The organism is Flavobacterium sp., assembly GCF_052437795.1.
Classification (GTDB): domain Bacteria; phylum Bacteroidota; class Bacteroidia; order Flavobacteriales; family Flavobacteriaceae; genus Flavobacterium.
Window position 1 is genome coordinate 212235 of sequence record NZ_JBQVPA010000005.1, and the last position, 17520, is coordinate 229754.

The following is a 17520-nucleotide window of genomic DNA, read 5'->3' on the forward strand; positions in this document are numbered from 1 at the left end:
ATCGTAAATATAACAAAAATTTAACTTCATGAATGTAAAAATTGTTCATACTTGAATAATGGTAATTCTAGTATCCGGTGTGCTCTACTCTAAATGACACAACCGTACGAACACATTAGAGCAAAAAAATCCCGATTTACATCGGGATCCTTTATTAATATACTTCGCTTTCTTTGAGCTTTTCGGTGTTGTTGACCAGTTGGAGCTCTTCGATCATTTTCTGGATGTTGCCGTTCATGAAGCCGTCCAGGTCGAAGATGCTGAGGCCGATCCTGTGATCGGTGATGCGACCCTGTGAATAGTTGTAGGTGCGTATCTTAGCCGAACGGTCGCCGCTGCTTACCTGCGACGAACGCTTTTTGGCGTCTTCCTCCTGTTTTTTTGCAAGCTCCATTTCATACAGGCGCGAACGCAGTACCTGCAACGCCCTGTCTTTGTTCTTATGCTGTGATTTTTCGTCCTGGCACTGTGCCACAAGGCCTGTTGGCACGTGCGTCATACGTACGGCCGATTTGGTCGTGTTCACCGACTGCCCGCCCGGCCCTGAGGAACAGAAGTAGTCGATACGCACATCGTTCATATCGATCTGCACGTCGAATTCTTCCGCTTCCGGAAGTACCATCACAGTAGCCGCCGAAGTGTGTACGCGGCCCTGTGTCTCGGTTTGCGGCACGCGCTGTACACGGTGTACGCCGGCCTCGAACTTAAGGGTGCCATATACGTCTTCACCCGTCACTTCAAAGATAACCTCCTTGAAGCCGCCCGAAGTTCCTTCATTCATATCGACCACGTTGGTACGCCATCCCCTGCCCTCGCAATACTTGGTATACATCCTGAAAAGGTCGCCCGCAAAGATACTGGCCTCGTCGCCACCGGCACCGGCACGGACTTCGACCATTACGTTCTTCGCGTCCTCTACATCCTTAGGTATCAGCAGGAACCTGATCTCGTCCTCCAGTTGCGGAAGCCTTTCCTTAGCTTCGTCCAGCTGCATCTTGGCCATTTCGACCATTTCCGCGTCGCTGCCGTCGGCGATTATTTCCTGTGCCTCTTTCAGGTTGCCCGTTACGGTAAGGTATTCCTCACGTTTGTCTACGAGTGCCTTAAGGTCTTTATATTCTTTATTGAGTTGTACATAGCGCTTCTGGTCGGCAATGATGTCCGGTTGGATAACGAGGTCGGATACCTCGTCAAAACGCTGCTTTATGTATTGTAGCCTGTCTAACATTTTCTTTCTCCTTATTTCGAGGTGCAAAATTACAAAAATTGTTCCAATTCATCTTCTTTTGTCTTGAAACAAAAAAAGCAAAAATTCAAGGCTCCAAATTTTTCACTTAAAATCTACGCAAAGCTTCGTCTCTAGCAACCCGAGCCGCTCGAACAAGTTCTTCGCTCGCGGGTCGCCCTCCTTCTCCCAACGCTGAACCTTTCCTTGATTTTTACGCGAAAATTTTAAGGCCGAGCTTCACTCAAATCCGCTCACTTTATACTAATTGTACTACAAACACATAGCACAATACCCCGTTACCCAACTGCTGATGCTTTCTTTCCTGTAGCCTTGCGGCAACTGCACCGTGACCTGTTCTTCAAGGCATTCTACCTTTTGGCACCCTACGCAACGGAAATGGAAGTGATCATGCGTGTGGTGCGCATGGTCGCCGCAGTCCAGGCAGAGGGCGAAGTAGTATTTGCCTTCGTCACTCAGGATGCGGTGGGTCACGCCGTCCTCGCAAAAGCTGTTCAGCACGCGGTAGATGGTCACGCGGTCCATTTCGCCCTTCACTTCGGCTTCTATCATTTCCTGGCTCAGTGCATTGCCCGCGTTTTTCAGCAGGTTGAGTATGGTGTTCTTGGCGGGGGTGTTGCGGCGTTTCATAATTAATGCAATTATGTTGCAATAATACGGATTTAATTTATATTTGCAAAATAAAGTTTGTCCTCTCCCCGGCCCTCTCCAAAGGAGAGGGAGACGGGACGTGCTGACTCTAATGTGCCAGGTTTACTTTATATACTTAATCTCAAATCATCATGAAAAAATACGACATTATCATCATCGGCGGGAGCTACAGCGGGCTGTCGGCGGCCATGGCATTAGGACGGACACTGCGCAACGTGCTCATTATCGACAGCGGGAAGCCATGCAACCGTTTTACACCGCACTCGCACAATTTCATTACGCACGATGGCGCCGTTCCGGGCGATATTTCGGCCAAGGCTCAAGAACAGGTATTGGCTTACCCTACAGTGGAATTCATCACCGATACCGCAAAGGAAGCCATAAAGAAAGATGGCGGATTTGAAGTAATAACGGCATCGGGAATAGCCTATAATTCAAAAAAACTGCTGGTGGCGACAGGTGTGATCGACATCATGCCGGACATTAAAGGCTTTACGGAATGCTGGGCGAAGTCGGTCGTGCATTGCCCCTACTGCCACGGCTATGAGGTTCGCGGCAAAAAGACAGGAATACTGGCGAATGGCGATGCGGCATACCACTATGCTCTGCTGGTGTCGCAATTGACGGACGACCTCAGCATTTATACCAATGGTAAGGCAGAATTCACAACGGAACAATTAGAGAAGTTCGCTAAAAATAACATCAGCATTAATAACGTGAAGATCGCCGAACTGGATCATACCGATGGCTATGTGAACAGCATTGTTTTTGAAGACGGCAGCCGCCAAAGCATGGATGCGATCTATTCGAAACCTGTGAATGTGCAGCATACTGACATTCCCGAAAAGCTGGGGTGTACAATTAATGAATTTGGCCTGATACAGGTGGACGATATGCAGCGTACGAACGTTGCAGGAGTATTTGCGTCGGGTGATTGCACTAATGGCCAAAGGGCGGTGGCGATAGCCGTGGGATCGGGGATGAAAGCAGGCGCCATGATCAATGCAGAGCTGGCGATGGAGGTGTTTTAACTATCATAAACAAAAAATCCCGCACAAGGCGGGATCTGGTGTATATTGATAAAGCAATTAGGCGCGTTCTTTAAGCTTTTTCTCAGCTTGTTTCTCTTTGATCAATTCAACTGCCGCACCGGTAACCCAGTAGCCAACAAAACCTACGAGGAACATCATCAGCCAAAAACCTATGGTGGCGATAGTAAGGAAAGCAAGAAAACCTAAATATTGTGAAAATTCCATAATGGTGCTTATTAAATTCAGGTTCAAAGATAGTGGGAATATTTTTTTTGACCAACACCCAGGCACAAAAAAACAGCAAATTTATTTACGAAATCATTTTTTATACATTTGGGGAATGCTTAATTTTGGCAGGCTTTCATGATCGCCGCACACTTTGTCAGGCAATTAGGAAACTATAATATACAAACAAATACAACAATAAAACATTCTGAAAAAATGGAATACAGGATCGAAAAAGACACTATGGGTGAAGTGCAGGTGCCTGCCGACAAGTACTGGGGCGCGCAAACCGAACGTTCAAGGAATAACTTTAAGATAGGCCCATCGGGTTCAATGCCAAAGGAGATAGTGAACGGTTTTGCCTACCTGAAAAAAGCGGCTGCCTATGCTAACCACGACCTTGGTGTACTTTCTGCCGAAAAGCGTGATGCCATAGGCCAGGTATGCGACGAAATACTGGAAGGCAAGCTTGATGACCAGTTCCCTTTGGTGATCTGGCAGACAGGCTCGGGCACGCAGAGCAACATGAACGTGAATGAAGTGGTGGCCAACCGCGCACAGGTCTTAGCCGGAGGCAAGATCGGCGAGGGCGAACCTGTACTGAAAGCCAATGACGATGTGAATAAGTCGCAATCCTCTAACGATACTTACCCTACAGGAATGCACATCGCGGCCTACAAAGCCGTTGTTGAAATAACTATACCGGGCGTTGAAAAACTTCGCGATACGCTGAAAAAGAAGTCGGAGGAATATATGAACGTGGTTAAGATCGGCCGCACGCACCTTATGGATGCTACTCCCCTAACACTTGGGCAGGAACTTTCGGGCTATGTGGCACAGCTGAACTACGGCCTTAAAGCCGTGAAAAATACGCTGGCACACCTTGGCGAAGTTGCCCTTGGCGGAACTGCCGTAGGTACAGGCCTTAATACCCCTGACGGTTATGATGTTAAGGTAGCAGAATACATTGCTAAATTTACAGGCCACCCGTTCGTGACCGCAGAAAATAAATTTGAAGCGCTTGCCGCACACGATGCCATTGTAGAATCGCATGGCGCGCTGAAGCAGCTTGCGGTATCGCTTAACAAGATCGCCAATGACATCCGTATGATGGCTTCGGGGCCGCGTTCGGGCATTGGCGAGATATATATACCTGAGAACGAGCCGGGATCGTCTATCATGCCGGGCAAGGTAAACCCTACGCAGTGCGAAGCATTGACCATGGTATGCGCGCAGGTAATGGGTAACGATGTTGCCATTACCATAGGTGGTACACAGGGGCACTATGAGCTTAACGTATTCAAGCCGCTCATGGCTGCCAACTTCCTCCAGTCGGCAAGGCTGTTGGGTGATGCATGCGTTTCGTTCGATGAGCATTGCGCACAGGGCATCGAGCCGAATTACACACGCATTAAAGAGTTAGTAGACAACTCACTAATGCTGGTCACAGCCCTTAACACAAAGATCGGCTACTATAAAGCCGCTGAGATCGCGCAAACCGCCCACAAAAACGGCACTACGCTAAAAGACGAAGCCGTGCGCCTTGGCTATGTGACCCCGGAGGATTTTGATGCCTGGGTGAAGCCTGAGGATATGGTGGGTTCATTGAAGTAATCCATTTCAAATGATATAAGAAAGGCCGTCTTGCGACGGTCTTTTTTTATATGAAGATCATTCAGAGCTTAACAATTATTGTATTTCGCAAATTGGTTACTACCAAAAAACCGAATTGAGTATATTTGATCATGGAAATTAAAATTCTCTCCGCTACCTTCGCCGACCTCAACGGCATACTCGAGATCGTCAACCACAATATCCTGCACAGCACGGCACTATATGATTATGACCCCAAGCCCTATGAGTACATCGAAACGTGGTTTGCCGAAAAACAGGATGGCCGCTGGCCGGTCATCGTGGCTTTGGAGGGTGACCGAGTTGTAGGGTATGGTACGTACGGCCCGTTCCGGTTTAAGCAGGGCTATCGGTTTACAATAGAGCACTCTGTGTACGTCGCGCCGGGGCACGAAGGCAAAGGCATCGGCAAATTATTACTGACTGAGCTGATACGGCTGGCCAAAGAAAGCGGTTACCATTGCATGATAGGCGGCATTGATGCGAATAATACAGGAAGCATTGAGTTCCATAAAAAATTCGGTTTTGTTGAGACAGGGGTTATCAGGGAATCCGGGTATAAATTCGGGAAATGGCTTGATCTGATGTTTATGCAGTTGCTTTTCGAATAGGTTATTAAACGATCCCGATAGCCATAGGGATCGTGAAATGACTTAAAACCACTTCTTCCGCCTGAAATAGATCACCATAATAATCGTTATCGCTACCATTGTACCCCACACCCAGTAGTAGCCATGCTCGCTTTTCAGTTCGGGGATGTTCTCGAAGTTCATACCATAGACGCCTACAATGAATGTAAGCGGCATGAAGATGACCGAAAATATAGTGAGCGTCTTCATGATCTGGTTCATGCGCTGGCTCTGCAATGAAAAATGGAAATTGGACGCGCTATCCAGCGATGTCATGTCGTATTCCACCTGATCGAGCAGCTCAAGGCATTTTTGGTGCAGGCGTGCAAAGTAAGTATGCGTGTGCCTGCCAATGGTCTCTATCTCATCTTCATCCTTGGCGCTTTTCAGTTTATAGAGGGCATCTCGCAACGGCGTGATAGAGCGCTTAATGAAATTGAGGTTGTCGCGCATTTTCTCAATACCTGAAATGAAATCTGCCTTATAGCTTACCTTGCCGTCGACACTCAGCGCCTCTACCCTGTCTTCATAATTTTCGATGGTAATGAAGAAATTCTCCATTATGGCATCGAGCATCAGGTACAATAGATAGTCGTTTTTCTTTTTACGGACAATGCCCGTCCCTGTACGGATGCGCTCGCGGATGTGTGCAAAATAATCGCTCTTTTTCTCCTGGAACGATACGATGACCATATCCTTAAGCAGGAAGCTAACCTGCTCGGTTTTTACACTTCCTTCTTCTTCTTCCGGCAATACCGATTTTATGCTGAAGAAAAGCACATCGCCCAGTTCCTCTGTACGCGTCCGCCGTGAGGTATTCAGAATGTCGCCCACTATCAGGCTGTCCACATGAAAAAGGTCCCCTATCTGCCTGATGAGCTTTGTATCGTGTAGGCCATGTACATTTAGCCACTTAATATCATTGATCTGGCGTTCGTCCTTACACTCCTGTATCACCCTTTCCAGCGATACGTCGCGGTATTCTTCATAGCCTTCCTCATTAAAAACGAACAGCTGCATTTCTACAGGGTCGGCCTTGTATTCGCCGGTATATTCAAAGTAATCGGGCTGCACTTTGCGTACGTGCCGGTATTTTATTCGCTCCACGTTGTATTTCTTTATATAAATATAGGAGTTTTTTAAAATCCATTCTATTTTTACAAAAAGTTTAATTCATGGCTATCTTAATTACGAATATCAAGGACCTTCTTCAGGTACGCGAAAGCGGTATTACAAAAGTTTCAGGGAGCGAAATGGCAAATTTGCCTTTACTTCAAAATGCCTGGCTTTTGATCGAGGAGGATCTTATTAAAAATTTCGGCACAATGGACAGCTGCCCACAGATCGAAGGCGTGCAAATTATCGATGCCACCGGAAAGACCGTCCTGCCAGCGTGGTGTGATAGCCATACGCACATCGTTTATGCCGGTAACCGGGAACAGGAATTCGTAGACCGTATCAATGGGCTGAGCTACGAGGAGATCGCCAACCGCGGCGGGGGAATATTGAACTCTGCCAAAAAACTGAATGAAACCACTGAGGAAGAAATATACGACCGATCGCGCCAAAGGCTGGAAGAAGTAATGCTTCAGGGCACGGGAGCGATCGAGATCAAGTCGGGCTATGGACTTACTGTTGACGGCGAGCTCAAGATGCTGCGTGTGATAAAGCGCCTGAAGCAGGAATATCCTATTGCCATCAAAGCTACATTCCTGGGCGCACATGCCTTTCCGAAGGAATACAAAGAAAACCACAGCGGCTATATCGACCTTATCATTAATGAGATGCTGCCAAAGATCGCCGAAGAAAAACTGGCCGACTATATTGACGCTTTCCTTGAAACAGGCTATTTTTCTGTGGAAGAAACAGAACGCATCATGGAAGCGGGAAAACACTACGGGCTTCCGCCCAAGATACACGTAAACCAGTTCACCGCGATCAATGGCATTGCGGCCTGTGTAAAACACAACGCCCTGAGCGTTGACCACCTCGAGATCGTGACCGATGAGGATATTGAAGCGCTGAAAGGCAGTGATACCATGCCCGTAGCACTTCCTACATGCTCGTTCTTCATCAGCATACCTTACACGCCTGCGCGGAAAATGCTCGAAGCAGGGCTGCCATTAGCGCTGGCTACCGACTTCAACCCCGGCACAACGCCATCGGGCAATATGAATCTGGTAGTTGCCACTGCCTGCATTAAAATGAAGATGACACCTGAAGAAGCCATTAATGCCGCAACCATCAACGGGGCGTATGCAATGGGATTAAGCGACAGCCATGGAAGCATTACCAAAGGCAAGCGCGCCAACCTTATAATCACCAAGCGGCTAACGTCCTACTATCAGCTGCCGTATGCATTTGGCAGCAATTTGATCGATAGCGTGGTTATTGATGGAAAATTGGTTTAATAGTCTAAATTAATTTAACCACATAGATGCATAGGATAAACAGCTAAGGCAGTACGGCCAAAGGATACATATTCCCACATAGCTAAAAAGCGAAGCTTAAAACTTTGTATCTCTATGACCAACAAGCTATCGATCCACTAAAAGCTATGTATCTAATATGGTTAAAATAGTTACTATTTGCATGTATAAAAAAAGGGAACCTTTCGGCTCCCTTTTCCCCCTTTATGAAATTGCGTCTTATTTCAGTGTGAATGTAGTATTGGCTACCAACTGGCCTTTGTCAAAAATGTTTACATGGTAAAGCCCTTTTGCAAAGTCCTTGCCTGATATAAGCTCGTTCACAGTGATCGTCTTATTTTCAAAGGCGGCATTGGTTATAAAACTGTAGGTAAGGTTGTAGTCACCAAATGTTTCATTGGCCTTATCACCTATCACGTTGTTTTTAGGATCAATGATCTGAACATAGTATGCCCTTGTTCCCGCCGGCGCTACTTCGTTCGCTGCAATGGTAAAGGTAATGCGTACTTTGTCAACCCTGCTGGCTTTGTCGGTCTGGATCAGTTTACCTGAACTCCTCTCTTTGTAAGGCTGTGTATGCACGTTGATGATCTGTAGCTTTTGCGCTTTTTCAACCGTTTTGCTCAGGTTATCATTCTGGTTAACCAATGTATCGTTATACCTCTTCGAATCGTCAAGTGCGGTCCTTGTACTGTCACGCTGTGTAGTAAGATTTGCGTTCTCTTCTTTCAGTTTATTATTCTGAGCCATCAACTCATCATAATCCCTTTTTAACCTTCTGTAGTCATTCTTGAATTTATTCAAAGATGCAGCATCACCTTTTGATTTTTCAACCTGTGCCAAAAGGTCAACGATCTTCGCCCTCTCTGCCTCCAATTCACCTTTAAGCCCTGTATTCTCTGCTATTGCAGCATCATAGCTCGCGATCTTGTCTTTTAGTTCTGCTTCAAGCTCACCCTTGGTGGTGATAGTCTTATCCAGTTCTGATTGCACTTCAACTTTATCAGTGCTCATTTTGTACATAAATGCCAGACTACCAACCAATAATATAGATAAAACTACTATGATAGCCTTTAAACTCGAATTGCTTTTCTGATTTTCCATCTTATAATATTTTTCCCAAATTTATATATATTTTAATTTAACCTTCCCTTTTTAACTCAAAATTAAGTGAAAATACTATTTTTGGAGGCAAGAAAACACCTATGGAAAACATCGTCCTCTTCACGGTCAATGACCTGACAAAGTATACCTCACAGCGTAGTGGCGAGGTAAAATTCGGTGAGAGAATTCATACAGCTCCCACAGAAACAGATATTTGGGAGCATATCAAGGCCGACGAAGCGGAGTTTGTCATGTTCGGCATACCCGAAGACATTGGGGTGCGTGCCAATTACGGCAGGCCGGGCGCGGCATCAGCGTGGGAGTCGGCACTAAGAAGCATTGTCAACCTGCAGCACAACAAGTTCCTTAAGGGCAACAAGCTGCTGATATTGGGCCATGTGGATGTTGCCGAAGCCATGCAGGAAGCCACAATGCTGGATGCTGCCACCAAAGAAGGACGCAAAAAACTGTCGGAACTCGTTGTGCGCATCGACAAGATCGTATCGCACATTGTATGCAAAATATTGCTTGCCGGAAAGACCCCCATTATCATTGGCGGAGGCCACAATAACGCCTATGGCAATATTAAGGGTACCGCGCTTGCCAAAGGAAAACCGGTAAATGCCATCAATTTTGACGCGCATACCGACTTCAGGATGCTCGAGGGCCGCCATAGCGGCAATGGCTTTACATATGCTTATGAGGAAGGGTTCCTGAAGAATTACTTCATCTTCGGGCTGCACGAGAACTATACGTCCAAAGCCGTGATGGAAACCATTAAGGAGAACCACACGCGCATCAAGTTCAATACCTACGAGCAGATCGCCATACGCGAGGAGAAAAGCTTTACTGCCGAGATCATCCACGCGCTCAACTTTATTGGCGATGCGCCTTTTGGTGTCGAGATCGACCTGGATTCGCTGCCAAATGTAGCCAGCAGCGCCATGACGCCGGCGGGCTTTAGTGTAGAAAAGGCCCGCAAGTTCATACATTTCATGGGCGAGCAGGAAAATGCCGCCTACCTGCACCTGTGCGAAGGCGCGCCAGATCTGGGCAGCGACAAGAACAGCCACCTTACAGGGAAGCTCATGGCCTACCTGGTGACCGATTTTATGAAGGCGAAGAGTAAAATGTAGAGAGCGTTACTACAGTTGGGCAATGTCCTGATCTCCTGTTAATAGCACACACTCAAATATAAATCGTATCTTTGCCGATCGTTAGCACATTAATTACAAGTGCTTATTTAATTTACAATGAAATTCGAAGACCTTAATTTACTTAAAAATATACAACAAGCCCTGGCCGATGAAGGTTATGAGGCTCCAACCCCGATACAGCAGCAGGCCATTCCCATCATTCTTGAAGGGACCGACCTTGTAGGCTGTGCACAGACCGGTACCGGGAAAACCGCAGCGTTTGCCATCCCAATCCTTAACTCGCTGCACCGCATTGTTGGTTCGGCTAAAAAGGTAAAGTACATCCGCACGCTGGTAGTAACACCTACGCGCGAACTGGCACTACAGATAGGCGAAAGCTTTGAAACCTACGGGAAATATACCAATATCCGCCAGCTGACCATATTTGGTGGCGTGAACCAGGTCTCTCAAACCGACCAGCTCAAGAAAGGCGTTGACGTGCTCATCGCTACGCCGGGAAGGCTTCTCGACCTGCACAAACAGGGGTTCATAAACCTGGACCACCTGCATACGCTGGTGCTGGATGAAGCCGACCAGATGCTTGACATGGGCTTTATCAACGATGTTAAAAAGATCATCAAGCTTACGCCCGATAACAGGCAGACATTACTGTTCTCGGCTACCATGCCGATAGCGATACGCGAACTGGCCGACAGCTTCCTTACCGACCCTAAATACGTTTCGGTAACACCCGTATCATCTACTGCCGAAAGGGTAAAGCAACAGATCTATTTTGTGGACAAAGGCGATAAGCGCAAGCTGCTTTACCACCTGATACGGAACGAGAACCTGTCGAACGTACTGGTGTTCACCCGTACCAAGCATGGCGCCGATAACGTGGTAAAAGCCCTGAAGAAGAACGGCGTGCATGCCGAGGCCATCCACGGTGACAAATCGCAGAATGCCCGGGTACGCGTACTGGATGGCTTTAAGAATAAGGAAGTGTCTGTACTTGTAGCCACCGACATCGCGGCACGCGGCATCGACATCGAGAGCCTGCCTTATGTGATCAATTTTGACCTGCCGAACATTCCGGAAACTTACGTACACCGTATAGGCCGTACCGGGCGTGCAGGGAATGAAGGATTGGCCATATCATTCTGTGCCAAAGATGAGCAGCCATACTTAAAGGACATTGAGAAGCTTATCCGCCTGAAGATAAAGGTTATAGACGGGCATCCTTACCCGTACGGAATGGGGGAAGAAGCTTCAGAAAAACCGGATGCGGAAAAGAAACCCGACCTTCGCAACAAGAAAAAGACGGGCCAGGGCAATTCCAGAAAATCGGAAGCCTCCAAACAAAATAAAAAACGCTGGTACTAACCGGCGTTTTTGCTTTTCTGGTTAAATAGATCACCGATCAATGGCACAGAGTTTGAAGTTATGTGTGCTTAACCATTATACCAAACCCTATGTGCCAATGTGGTTGAAATTTACCAAGATCGTTTGCCTTAAGATCATACTGCTGTTCCTACCGCTGTTTTCCATCGCGCAGGAAGGTTTTCCCTTACAGCAAACGGAAACAAAACCAGCCATCATTTACTACAATTTTTATAACGGCACACAGATCATAAAGGTCGACATGCTTAACCATTCCCGTATGCGGGTCGCCCAAATGCCTCCCCGCGCCCTTACGCCCGACATGATATTGCAAACGATGCCTACGGCCAACATTTATTTCATCAGGGATACATCGGGAAAAATACTGCAACGCTTTTGCCCATACCCTTTTGACGAATCGCAGCTGCTACCACCGGGAAAGGTCAAAACTATACCGCATTCATTGAACTTTGGCTCCGGGATAATGCGGACACCACACGGCATGCTGGAGCCGGAAGAACAACTCCCGAACTTTGTCATAAAAATATACGAAAGTGGGAAAAAAGGCCTGATGGATACGCTGGGTAACATATTACTTGAGCCAAAATTCGATCGGCTGCAATATGCAGGTTCAATGTATTTCGTGACGCTAAACAACCTGCACGGGGTATATGGGGAAGATCTCAAGGCGCTGTTGCCGACAGAATACAAAATACTTGAGTACAAAGGCAATGGTTTATTTTTTGGCTATAAGGACGGACAATATGTGTTCATAGAGAGCAATGGGACCATCCGTCGGAAAATGGACTATGATGCTATTGAACGTGTCTATTATCCCATTGCAGACCACCATTACATTTACAGGAAAGGCGACAAGTTCGGGCTGCTCGATACGTTGTATAAAGAAGTAACGCCGCTGCTGTATGATGCGATAGAACATCAGGACGATGGCTTTTCAGGTATGAACAGCGACCGGCTTTGGGCACTGATGGATAAGAACGGTAAGCAGATCACCGATTTTAAATATTATGAAGTTCACAATTCCATTAAAGGCGATATACGCCTTGCCGCAAAAGAAATTAATGGAAGAAGGGCGTTTGGCCTGGTGGGTGCGGACGGCCGTGAAATATCAGAATTTATTTATGACAGGATCGAAACGTTCAGCAGTACGCATTTCCTGGTAGCCATTGACAATATGCATGGGCTTATGGACAGTAATGGGAAGGTTACCGTGGCAATGGCTTACGATAAGATAAAGCAGTTGGACGATCACATCATTGCAGAATTGCCCGATGGCAAGTATGGTCTCATTGATGCGAATGGTATAGAGCTTTTATCTTTTAAACATCAGAAGATAACCAGGGTGTACAACGGTTATGCACAGGTCATGGCGGATAATAAAGATGCACTCGTCGATCTCAAAACAAGAAAAGAATACTTCTTCCCTACCGAAAGTATCATGTGGTTTGAAGGCAGCCTTGTAGGTGTGTACCGCGAACGCAAAATGGGAGTATTGACGCTGGATGGCAAGGTAGTGATACCGATAGAGTACCAACAGGCAGGCCATTTTAGTAATGGGTTGGTACAGCTGGTACAAAATAACAAGTACGGCTATGCCGATGCGTCCGGTAAGCTCATTGTCCCTGTTATATACGACCAGGCGCACAACTGGCCGGAAAGGCCAACAATAATCGCAAGCCTTAATGGCAAATGGGGAAGCCTCGATCGTAAGGGTAAGGTGCTGGTGCCGTTTGAGTATGACAATGTCCACTTCACCGAAAAAGGGAACATGAAGTTCAGCAAAGGTGAGGATACATTTCTCGTTAACACCAAAGGTAAGTTTATTGCGCTTGAGTAGTTCTCTTCAAATTTTTTACCACAAATAATAACCTCCGTGGTTGATCAAGTTCACATTTTGCATTCACAAAATAAATCCTAATTTTACCGTTTTATAGTAAAAGCCAAAAAGCAATGAAAAAACTCACCCTACTGTTTTGCCTTTTAATTTTCTGCGGCAGCCACGCCCAGCAGAACCCGGCTCCCGTGAAAGCTACTACCCAGGCTGAGTGGGATGCACTGGACAAGAACTTCATCGCGGTTGTGGATGCACTTCAAAAAGGCGATAAGGCAGCTTTCCTCGCACTTAGTTGTAAAGAACTGGATTGTGTGGATTGTGTGGGATCGAACGAATCGGCTAAAGGCGCGGTATTCGTTCCCGCTGAATTTTTCTTTGTAGTGATCTCGCAAAAATTTACCGAATCACCAGTGTATAAGGCGATGTCTAAAAAAGGCTATTCCTTCAGTTCGGTTATCGTGGAAGACTTCAAACCAAAAGTTGTTCCGAAAGACTACCCAAAAGACCTAAAAATATATGAGGTTTGGGTCGAGACCTACAAGAAGGGAGAGCTCTCTAAAAACCATCTTGGCACCAGCCACAGCTTCCGCTTCATCAAGATCAATGGAAAGTTCAGGTTTTACGGAATGACATCGATACCATAGCCTATGCGTGCTTTTCGGCATTATTACCTAACGCTGTTATTGTTTAACCTGTGCTTTACCGCTGTATCGACAGTGTTTAGTAATTTCATGCTTTTGCCCGCCATCTTCTGCACAGCGGGCTTTGTGTTTAGCCTTTATGCCTACAATACTTTTTTCAGTAAGCAATATTACTTTTATAACAATATCGGCTTCACACGCCAAAAACTGGCCGTCATGACATTTACAGTTAACCTGATCCCTGCTAGCCTGATCTTTAGCAGTGCCCTTATAGTTTCGTGAACATGAACACTCTTTTTGTAAATGGCCTTACCAGATCTTTCGGCAAACGAACGCTTCTTGACGATTTGAGTTTTAGCTGCCAGACCGGAGAGATCCTTGGCATTTTCGGGCGCAACGGATGTGGCAAGTCTACATTGTTAAAGGTTATCTTTGGTACGCAAAAGGCAAAGACAGCTGCCATATCCATTAACGGAACGGCTATTCCGCAAAATAAGGTTATCCCTGATGGCCAGATCGGCTACCTGCCACAAGACCCTTTCCTGCCGAAGAACCTAAAGGTGCGCGACATCATCCCGCTTTACTACAACGGCGACGAACAGGACAAGGTCTTCCATTCGCCCGGGATCGAAAAGATGGCCAATACCCGTGCCGGTAACCTCTCTATGGGCGAACTCCGATACTTTGAGCTGCTGCTTGTGGGCCACCTCCCGCACTTGTTCCTGATGCTGGACGAGCCTTTTTCTATGGTTGAACCATTATACAAAGACCTGATCAAAGATCTCTTATTTGAACTGAAGGCAAAAAAAGGTATAATTATTACCGATCATTATTATAATGACGTATTTTCGGTAACCAACAGGAGGCTGCTGCTGAAGGACGGCAAAATGTTCAATATCAACGACAGGAGCGACCTTGCCGCCCACGGCTACCTGCCTTCTGAAACCGAATAACCATGAAAAACTACTTTCTTATCCTTATGCTTGCAACACTCGCAGCCACCGCACAGACCTCTTACAGAATGATGACCTACAACATACGCCTGGATATTGCCAGCGACGGAGACAACCGTTGGGACAACCGTAAGGAATTATTGGCTACTCAGGTGAAGTTCCACGATCCGGACTTCCTTGGCGTACAGGAAGCGCTGCCGCAGCAAATGACGCACCTGGACAGTACACTTACCGATCTCAGGCACATCGGCGTGGGCCGCGATGATGGTAAGGACAAAGGAGAGTACTCGGCCATTTTTTACAAGGATAAAAAATTTAAGATGTTGCAGCAGTCTACTTTCTGGCTGTCGCCAACGCCCGGCGTGCCGTCAAAAGGCTGGGATGCGGCCTACAACAGGGTGTGTACCTATGGGCTTTTCGAAAATAAGGATACCAAACAGAAAGTTTGGGTGTTCAACACGCACTTCGACCATGTGGGCAATGTGGCGCGGGTGGAAAGTGTAAAGCTGATACTGAGCAAAATAAAGGAGCTCAATAAGGAGAACCTGCCGTTCGTGGTGATGGGCGACTTTAACCTCGAACCGGAAACCGATGCAGTGACCGAGATTAAAAAGGAACTAGTCGACACACATGATGCCGCCAAGCTTAACTTTGGCCCAACCGGAACGTTCAATGCCTTTGAGTTCCACAAGCCGGTAACGAAACGAATTGATTACATTTTCATCCCGAAGACAGGCCTGGAAACTAAAAAATATGCCATCCTGAGCGACTCAAAAGACTGCCGCTACCCAAGCGACCATTTGCCTGTATTTGTGGAACTTGTTTTAAAGAAATAAATGGAAAAAATAAACCCCTGATAAAACAGGGGTTCTCTATTTCTACGCAGACTGTTATCAAGCCCAATGTCTAAAACTATTCCACGATCACCTTCTCCGTTTTAGGGATCAAAGCAATGCAGTAGGGATTTGTAAGCGCCATCGTGGCCATTCCGGATGGTGAGGTTTCAAGCACTTTTATATTTGCAACGTTATTCTCTATAGTAATGCTCTTTACGCCGATGCTATAGCCACCGGAATTCTTCTGCCCCATGAACAGCGCTACAATGTTATTCTTTTCAAAATCTACCGTAGGCACATCGCTCCATCTAAGCTCGTTGTAAAGGCCATTAAGCTGGCTCTTTGATGTGATGACCATAGTCGATTCCTTATCGCGCCCACCATAGGCTTCCTGTTTCAGGATCTCGAAGGTAATGGCATTGTCTACGGCAATGTGGTTCACCACATTGATCTTACAGGCGGCAAGCACTAGGGCCACTACCGCAAGGGTAAAAAATTTCTTCATAAATGTCGTTTTTAATGATCGTTGCGAGGAACAATACAAATGCAATGCCAAAAATTTCTGGTTAATGCAACTTATGCTTAACTATGCATCTTCAACGCCTTTTGGTACAATTTCTCATACATCGGCATAATATTCTGGATATCGAATTCCTGCGCAACTTTAAGGGCATTTTCCTTAAATTCCAAAAGTACCTTATCGTCTTTTAATATAGATATTGCTTTTTCAGCCATATACTGTACATCACCTACATTACCCAGGTAGCCCGAAAAACCTTCACGATTCACTTCAGGAAGGCCGCCGCTGTTAGTCGAAATAACCGGTACGCCGCTTGCCATGGCCTCCAGCGCCGCAAGCCCGAAACTTTCGGTTTCCGAAGGCAGCAGGAACAGGTCGCTGAAACACAATATCTCACTGATCTCATTGCTGTTGCCAAAAAAGATCACCTTATCAGTTATGCCCAGTTCCTGACACAGCTGTTCGGCGCGCGGCCTTTCGGGTCCGTCGCCCACCATCATCAGCTTGGATGGGATCTCCTTCTGTATCTCGTTAAATATCTTTATGATGTCCGGTATGCGTTTTACCTTGCGGAAGTTGCTGATGTGCGTTACGATCTTCTGCTTCTCGGTCGCCATCATTGAACGGTGGCAGTCGGAATTCTTGTCGATCTTGTTGTTGTCGATCTCAATAAAGTTGGGTATCACGTAGATCTCGCGCTTGATGTCGAACAGCCTGTAGGTCTCATCCTTCAGGTCCTGCGAAACGGAGGTCACGATATCCGAGTGATTGATGCTGAAACTTACCGCAGGCTTATAGAACGGGTGGTTCCCTACGAGGGTAATGTCGGTGCCGTGAAGGGTGGTTACCATTGGTATCCTGATGCCCTGCTCCTTTAGCATTTTCTTGGCCATATACCCCGCATACGCATGCGGAATGGCATAATGCACGTGCAGCAGTTCGATACCGTGCAGCTTCACCATGTCTACCAGCTTGCTCGAAAGCGCCAGCTCATACGGTTGGTAGTGGAATAATGGATATTCAGGTACGTGTACTTCGTGGTAGAATATATTGGGGTTCAGCAATGCCAGGCGCACAGGCTGGCTATAGGTTATAAAGTGTACCTCATGCCCTCGGCGTGCGAGTTCCAGCCCCAGTTCGGTGGCTACTACTCCGCTCCCGCCAAAGGTTGGGTAGCATACTATTGCGATTTTCATATAATTCCAAAAATAAAGTAACGAAATTACAGAAAAAAAGCAGGCGAAATAGTGCC

At 46.6% G+C, this 17520-nt stretch carries 17 protein-coding genes; 10 read left to right on the top strand and 7 right to left on the bottom strand.

Translation table 11 applies throughout. The features are described from left to right. Positions 1 to 154 precede the first annotated feature (154 nt). A complete protein-coding gene (gene prfA / locus ACT6R0_RS16395) occupies positions 155 to 1228 on the bottom strand; it encodes a peptide chain release factor 1 (protein ID WP_444654774.1) in 1074 nt (357 codons plus the stop codon). A gap of 270 nt (positions 1229 to 1498) precedes the next feature. After that, positions 1499 to 1876 (bottom strand): Fur family transcriptional regulator, encoded by a 378-nt coding sequence (locus ACT6R0_RS16400; RefSeq protein ID WP_444654775.1) that lies wholly within the window; start codon positions 1874 to 1876, stop codon positions 1499 to 1501. A 152-nt stretch (positions 1877 to 2028) separates the two neighbouring features. On the opposite strand from ACT6R0_RS16400, the gene ACT6R0_RS16405 reads away from it, so the two are divergent. Beyond that, positions 2029 to 2928 (top strand): NAD(P)/FAD-dependent oxidoreductase, encoded by a 900-nt coding sequence (locus ACT6R0_RS16405; protein ID WP_444654776.1) that lies wholly within the window; start codon positions 2029 to 2031, stop codon positions 2926 to 2928. 57 nt (positions 2929 to 2985) lie between these two features. Here ACT6R0_RS16405 and ACT6R0_RS16410 read toward each other — a convergent pair whose 3' ends face one another. Then, positions 2986 to 3180: a hypothetical protein gene (locus ACT6R0_RS16410; RefSeq protein ID WP_444658610.1), complete on the bottom strand. Its 195-nt coding sequence runs from the start codon at positions 3178 to 3180 to the stop codon at positions 2986 to 2988. Positions 3181 to 3369: 189 nt separating this feature from the next. Between ACT6R0_RS16410 and fumC the strand changes: the two genes are divergently transcribed. Both fumC and ACT6R0_RS16420 read left to right on the top strand, forming a co-directional pair. After that, the gene (gene fumC, locus ACT6R0_RS16415; protein ID WP_444654777.1) at positions 3370 to 4767 is read left to right on the top strand and encodes a class II fumarate hydratase; all 1398 of its coding nucleotides are present in this window, start codon (positions 3370 to 3372) and stop codon (positions 4765 to 4767) included. 131 nt (positions 4768 to 4898) lie between these two features. After that, positions 4899 to 5396, top strand: coding sequence for a GNAT family N-acetyltransferase (locus ACT6R0_RS16420; RefSeq protein ID WP_444654778.1), 498 nt, complete (start codon positions 4899 to 4901; stop codon positions 5394 to 5396). 42 nt (positions 5397 to 5438) lie between these two features. On the opposite strand, the gene corA is transcribed toward ACT6R0_RS16420, so the two are convergent. Beyond that, entirely contained in the window at positions 5439 to 6521 is a 1083-nt protein-coding gene (corA, locus tag ACT6R0_RS16425) for a magnesium/cobalt transporter CorA (protein ID WP_444654779.1), read from the bottom strand. Positions 6522 to 6589: 68 nt separating this feature from the next. Here corA and hutI point away from each other — a divergent pair, with 68 nt between their 5' ends. Then, positions 6590 to 7825, top strand: coding sequence for an imidazolonepropionase (gene hutI / locus ACT6R0_RS16430; RefSeq protein ID WP_444654781.1), 1236 nt, complete (start codon positions 6590 to 6592; stop codon positions 7823 to 7825). A 237-nt stretch (positions 7826 to 8062) separates the two neighbouring features. On the opposite strand, the gene ACT6R0_RS16435 is transcribed toward hutI, so the two are convergent. Further along, entirely contained in the window at positions 8063 to 8947 is an 885-nt protein-coding gene (locus tag ACT6R0_RS16435) for a hypothetical protein (RefSeq protein ID WP_444667420.1), read from the bottom strand. Positions 8948 to 9048: 101 nt separating this feature from the next. Between ACT6R0_RS16435 and ACT6R0_RS16440 the strand changes: the two genes are divergently transcribed. The 6 genes from ACT6R0_RS16440 to ACT6R0_RS16465 all read left to right on the top strand — a co-directional run bounded on the left by ACT6R0_RS16440 (position 9049) and on the right by ACT6R0_RS16465 (position 15748). Next, entirely contained in the window at positions 9049 to 10083 is a 1035-nt protein-coding gene (locus ACT6R0_RS16440; protein ID WP_444654783.1) for a formimidoylglutamase, read from the top strand. 117 nt (positions 10084 to 10200) lie between these two features. Next, a complete protein-coding gene (locus ACT6R0_RS16445; protein WP_444654785.1) occupies positions 10201 to 11466 on the top strand; it encodes a DEAD/DEAH box helicase in 1266 nt (421 codons plus the stop codon). A 97-nt stretch (positions 11467 to 11563) separates the two neighbouring features. Further along, the gene (locus tag ACT6R0_RS16450) at positions 11564 to 13321 is read left to right on the top strand and encodes a WG repeat-containing protein (RefSeq protein WP_444654787.1); all 1758 of its coding nucleotides are present in this window, start codon (positions 11564 to 11566) and stop codon (positions 13319 to 13321) included. Positions 13322 to 13434: 113 nt separating this feature from the next. Then, positions 13435 to 13962, top strand: a complete 528-nt coding sequence (locus tag ACT6R0_RS16455; protein WP_444654789.1) for a hypothetical protein — start codon at positions 13435 to 13437, stop codon at positions 13960 to 13962. 281 nt (positions 13963 to 14243) lie between these two features. Then, positions 14244 to 14912: an ATP-binding cassette domain-containing protein gene (locus ACT6R0_RS16460; RefSeq protein ID WP_444654790.1), complete on the top strand. Its 669-nt coding sequence runs from the start codon at positions 14244 to 14246 to the stop codon at positions 14910 to 14912. 2 nt (positions 14913 to 14914) lie between these two features. Beyond that, the gene (locus ACT6R0_RS16465; RefSeq protein ID WP_444654791.1) at positions 14915 to 15748 is read left to right on the top strand and encodes an endonuclease/exonuclease/phosphatase family protein; all 834 of its coding nucleotides are present in this window, start codon (positions 14915 to 14917) and stop codon (positions 15746 to 15748) included. Between the two features lie 76 nt (positions 15749 to 15824). Here ACT6R0_RS16465 and ACT6R0_RS16470 read toward each other — a convergent pair whose 3' ends face one another. Together ACT6R0_RS16470 and bshA are read right to left on the bottom strand one after the other, a co-directional pair. Next, the gene (locus ACT6R0_RS16470) at positions 15825 to 16253 is read right to left on the bottom strand and encodes a protease complex subunit PrcB family protein (RefSeq protein WP_444654793.1); all 429 of its coding nucleotides are present in this window, start codon (positions 16251 to 16253) and stop codon (positions 15825 to 15827) included. 77 nt (positions 16254 to 16330) lie between these two features. Next, the gene (gene bshA / locus ACT6R0_RS16475) at positions 16331 to 17464 is read right to left on the bottom strand and encodes an N-acetyl-alpha-D-glucosaminyl L-malate synthase BshA (RefSeq protein WP_444654794.1); all 1134 of its coding nucleotides are present in this window, start codon (positions 17462 to 17464) and stop codon (positions 16331 to 16333) included. Between the last annotated feature and the right edge of the window lie 56 nt (positions 17465 to 17520).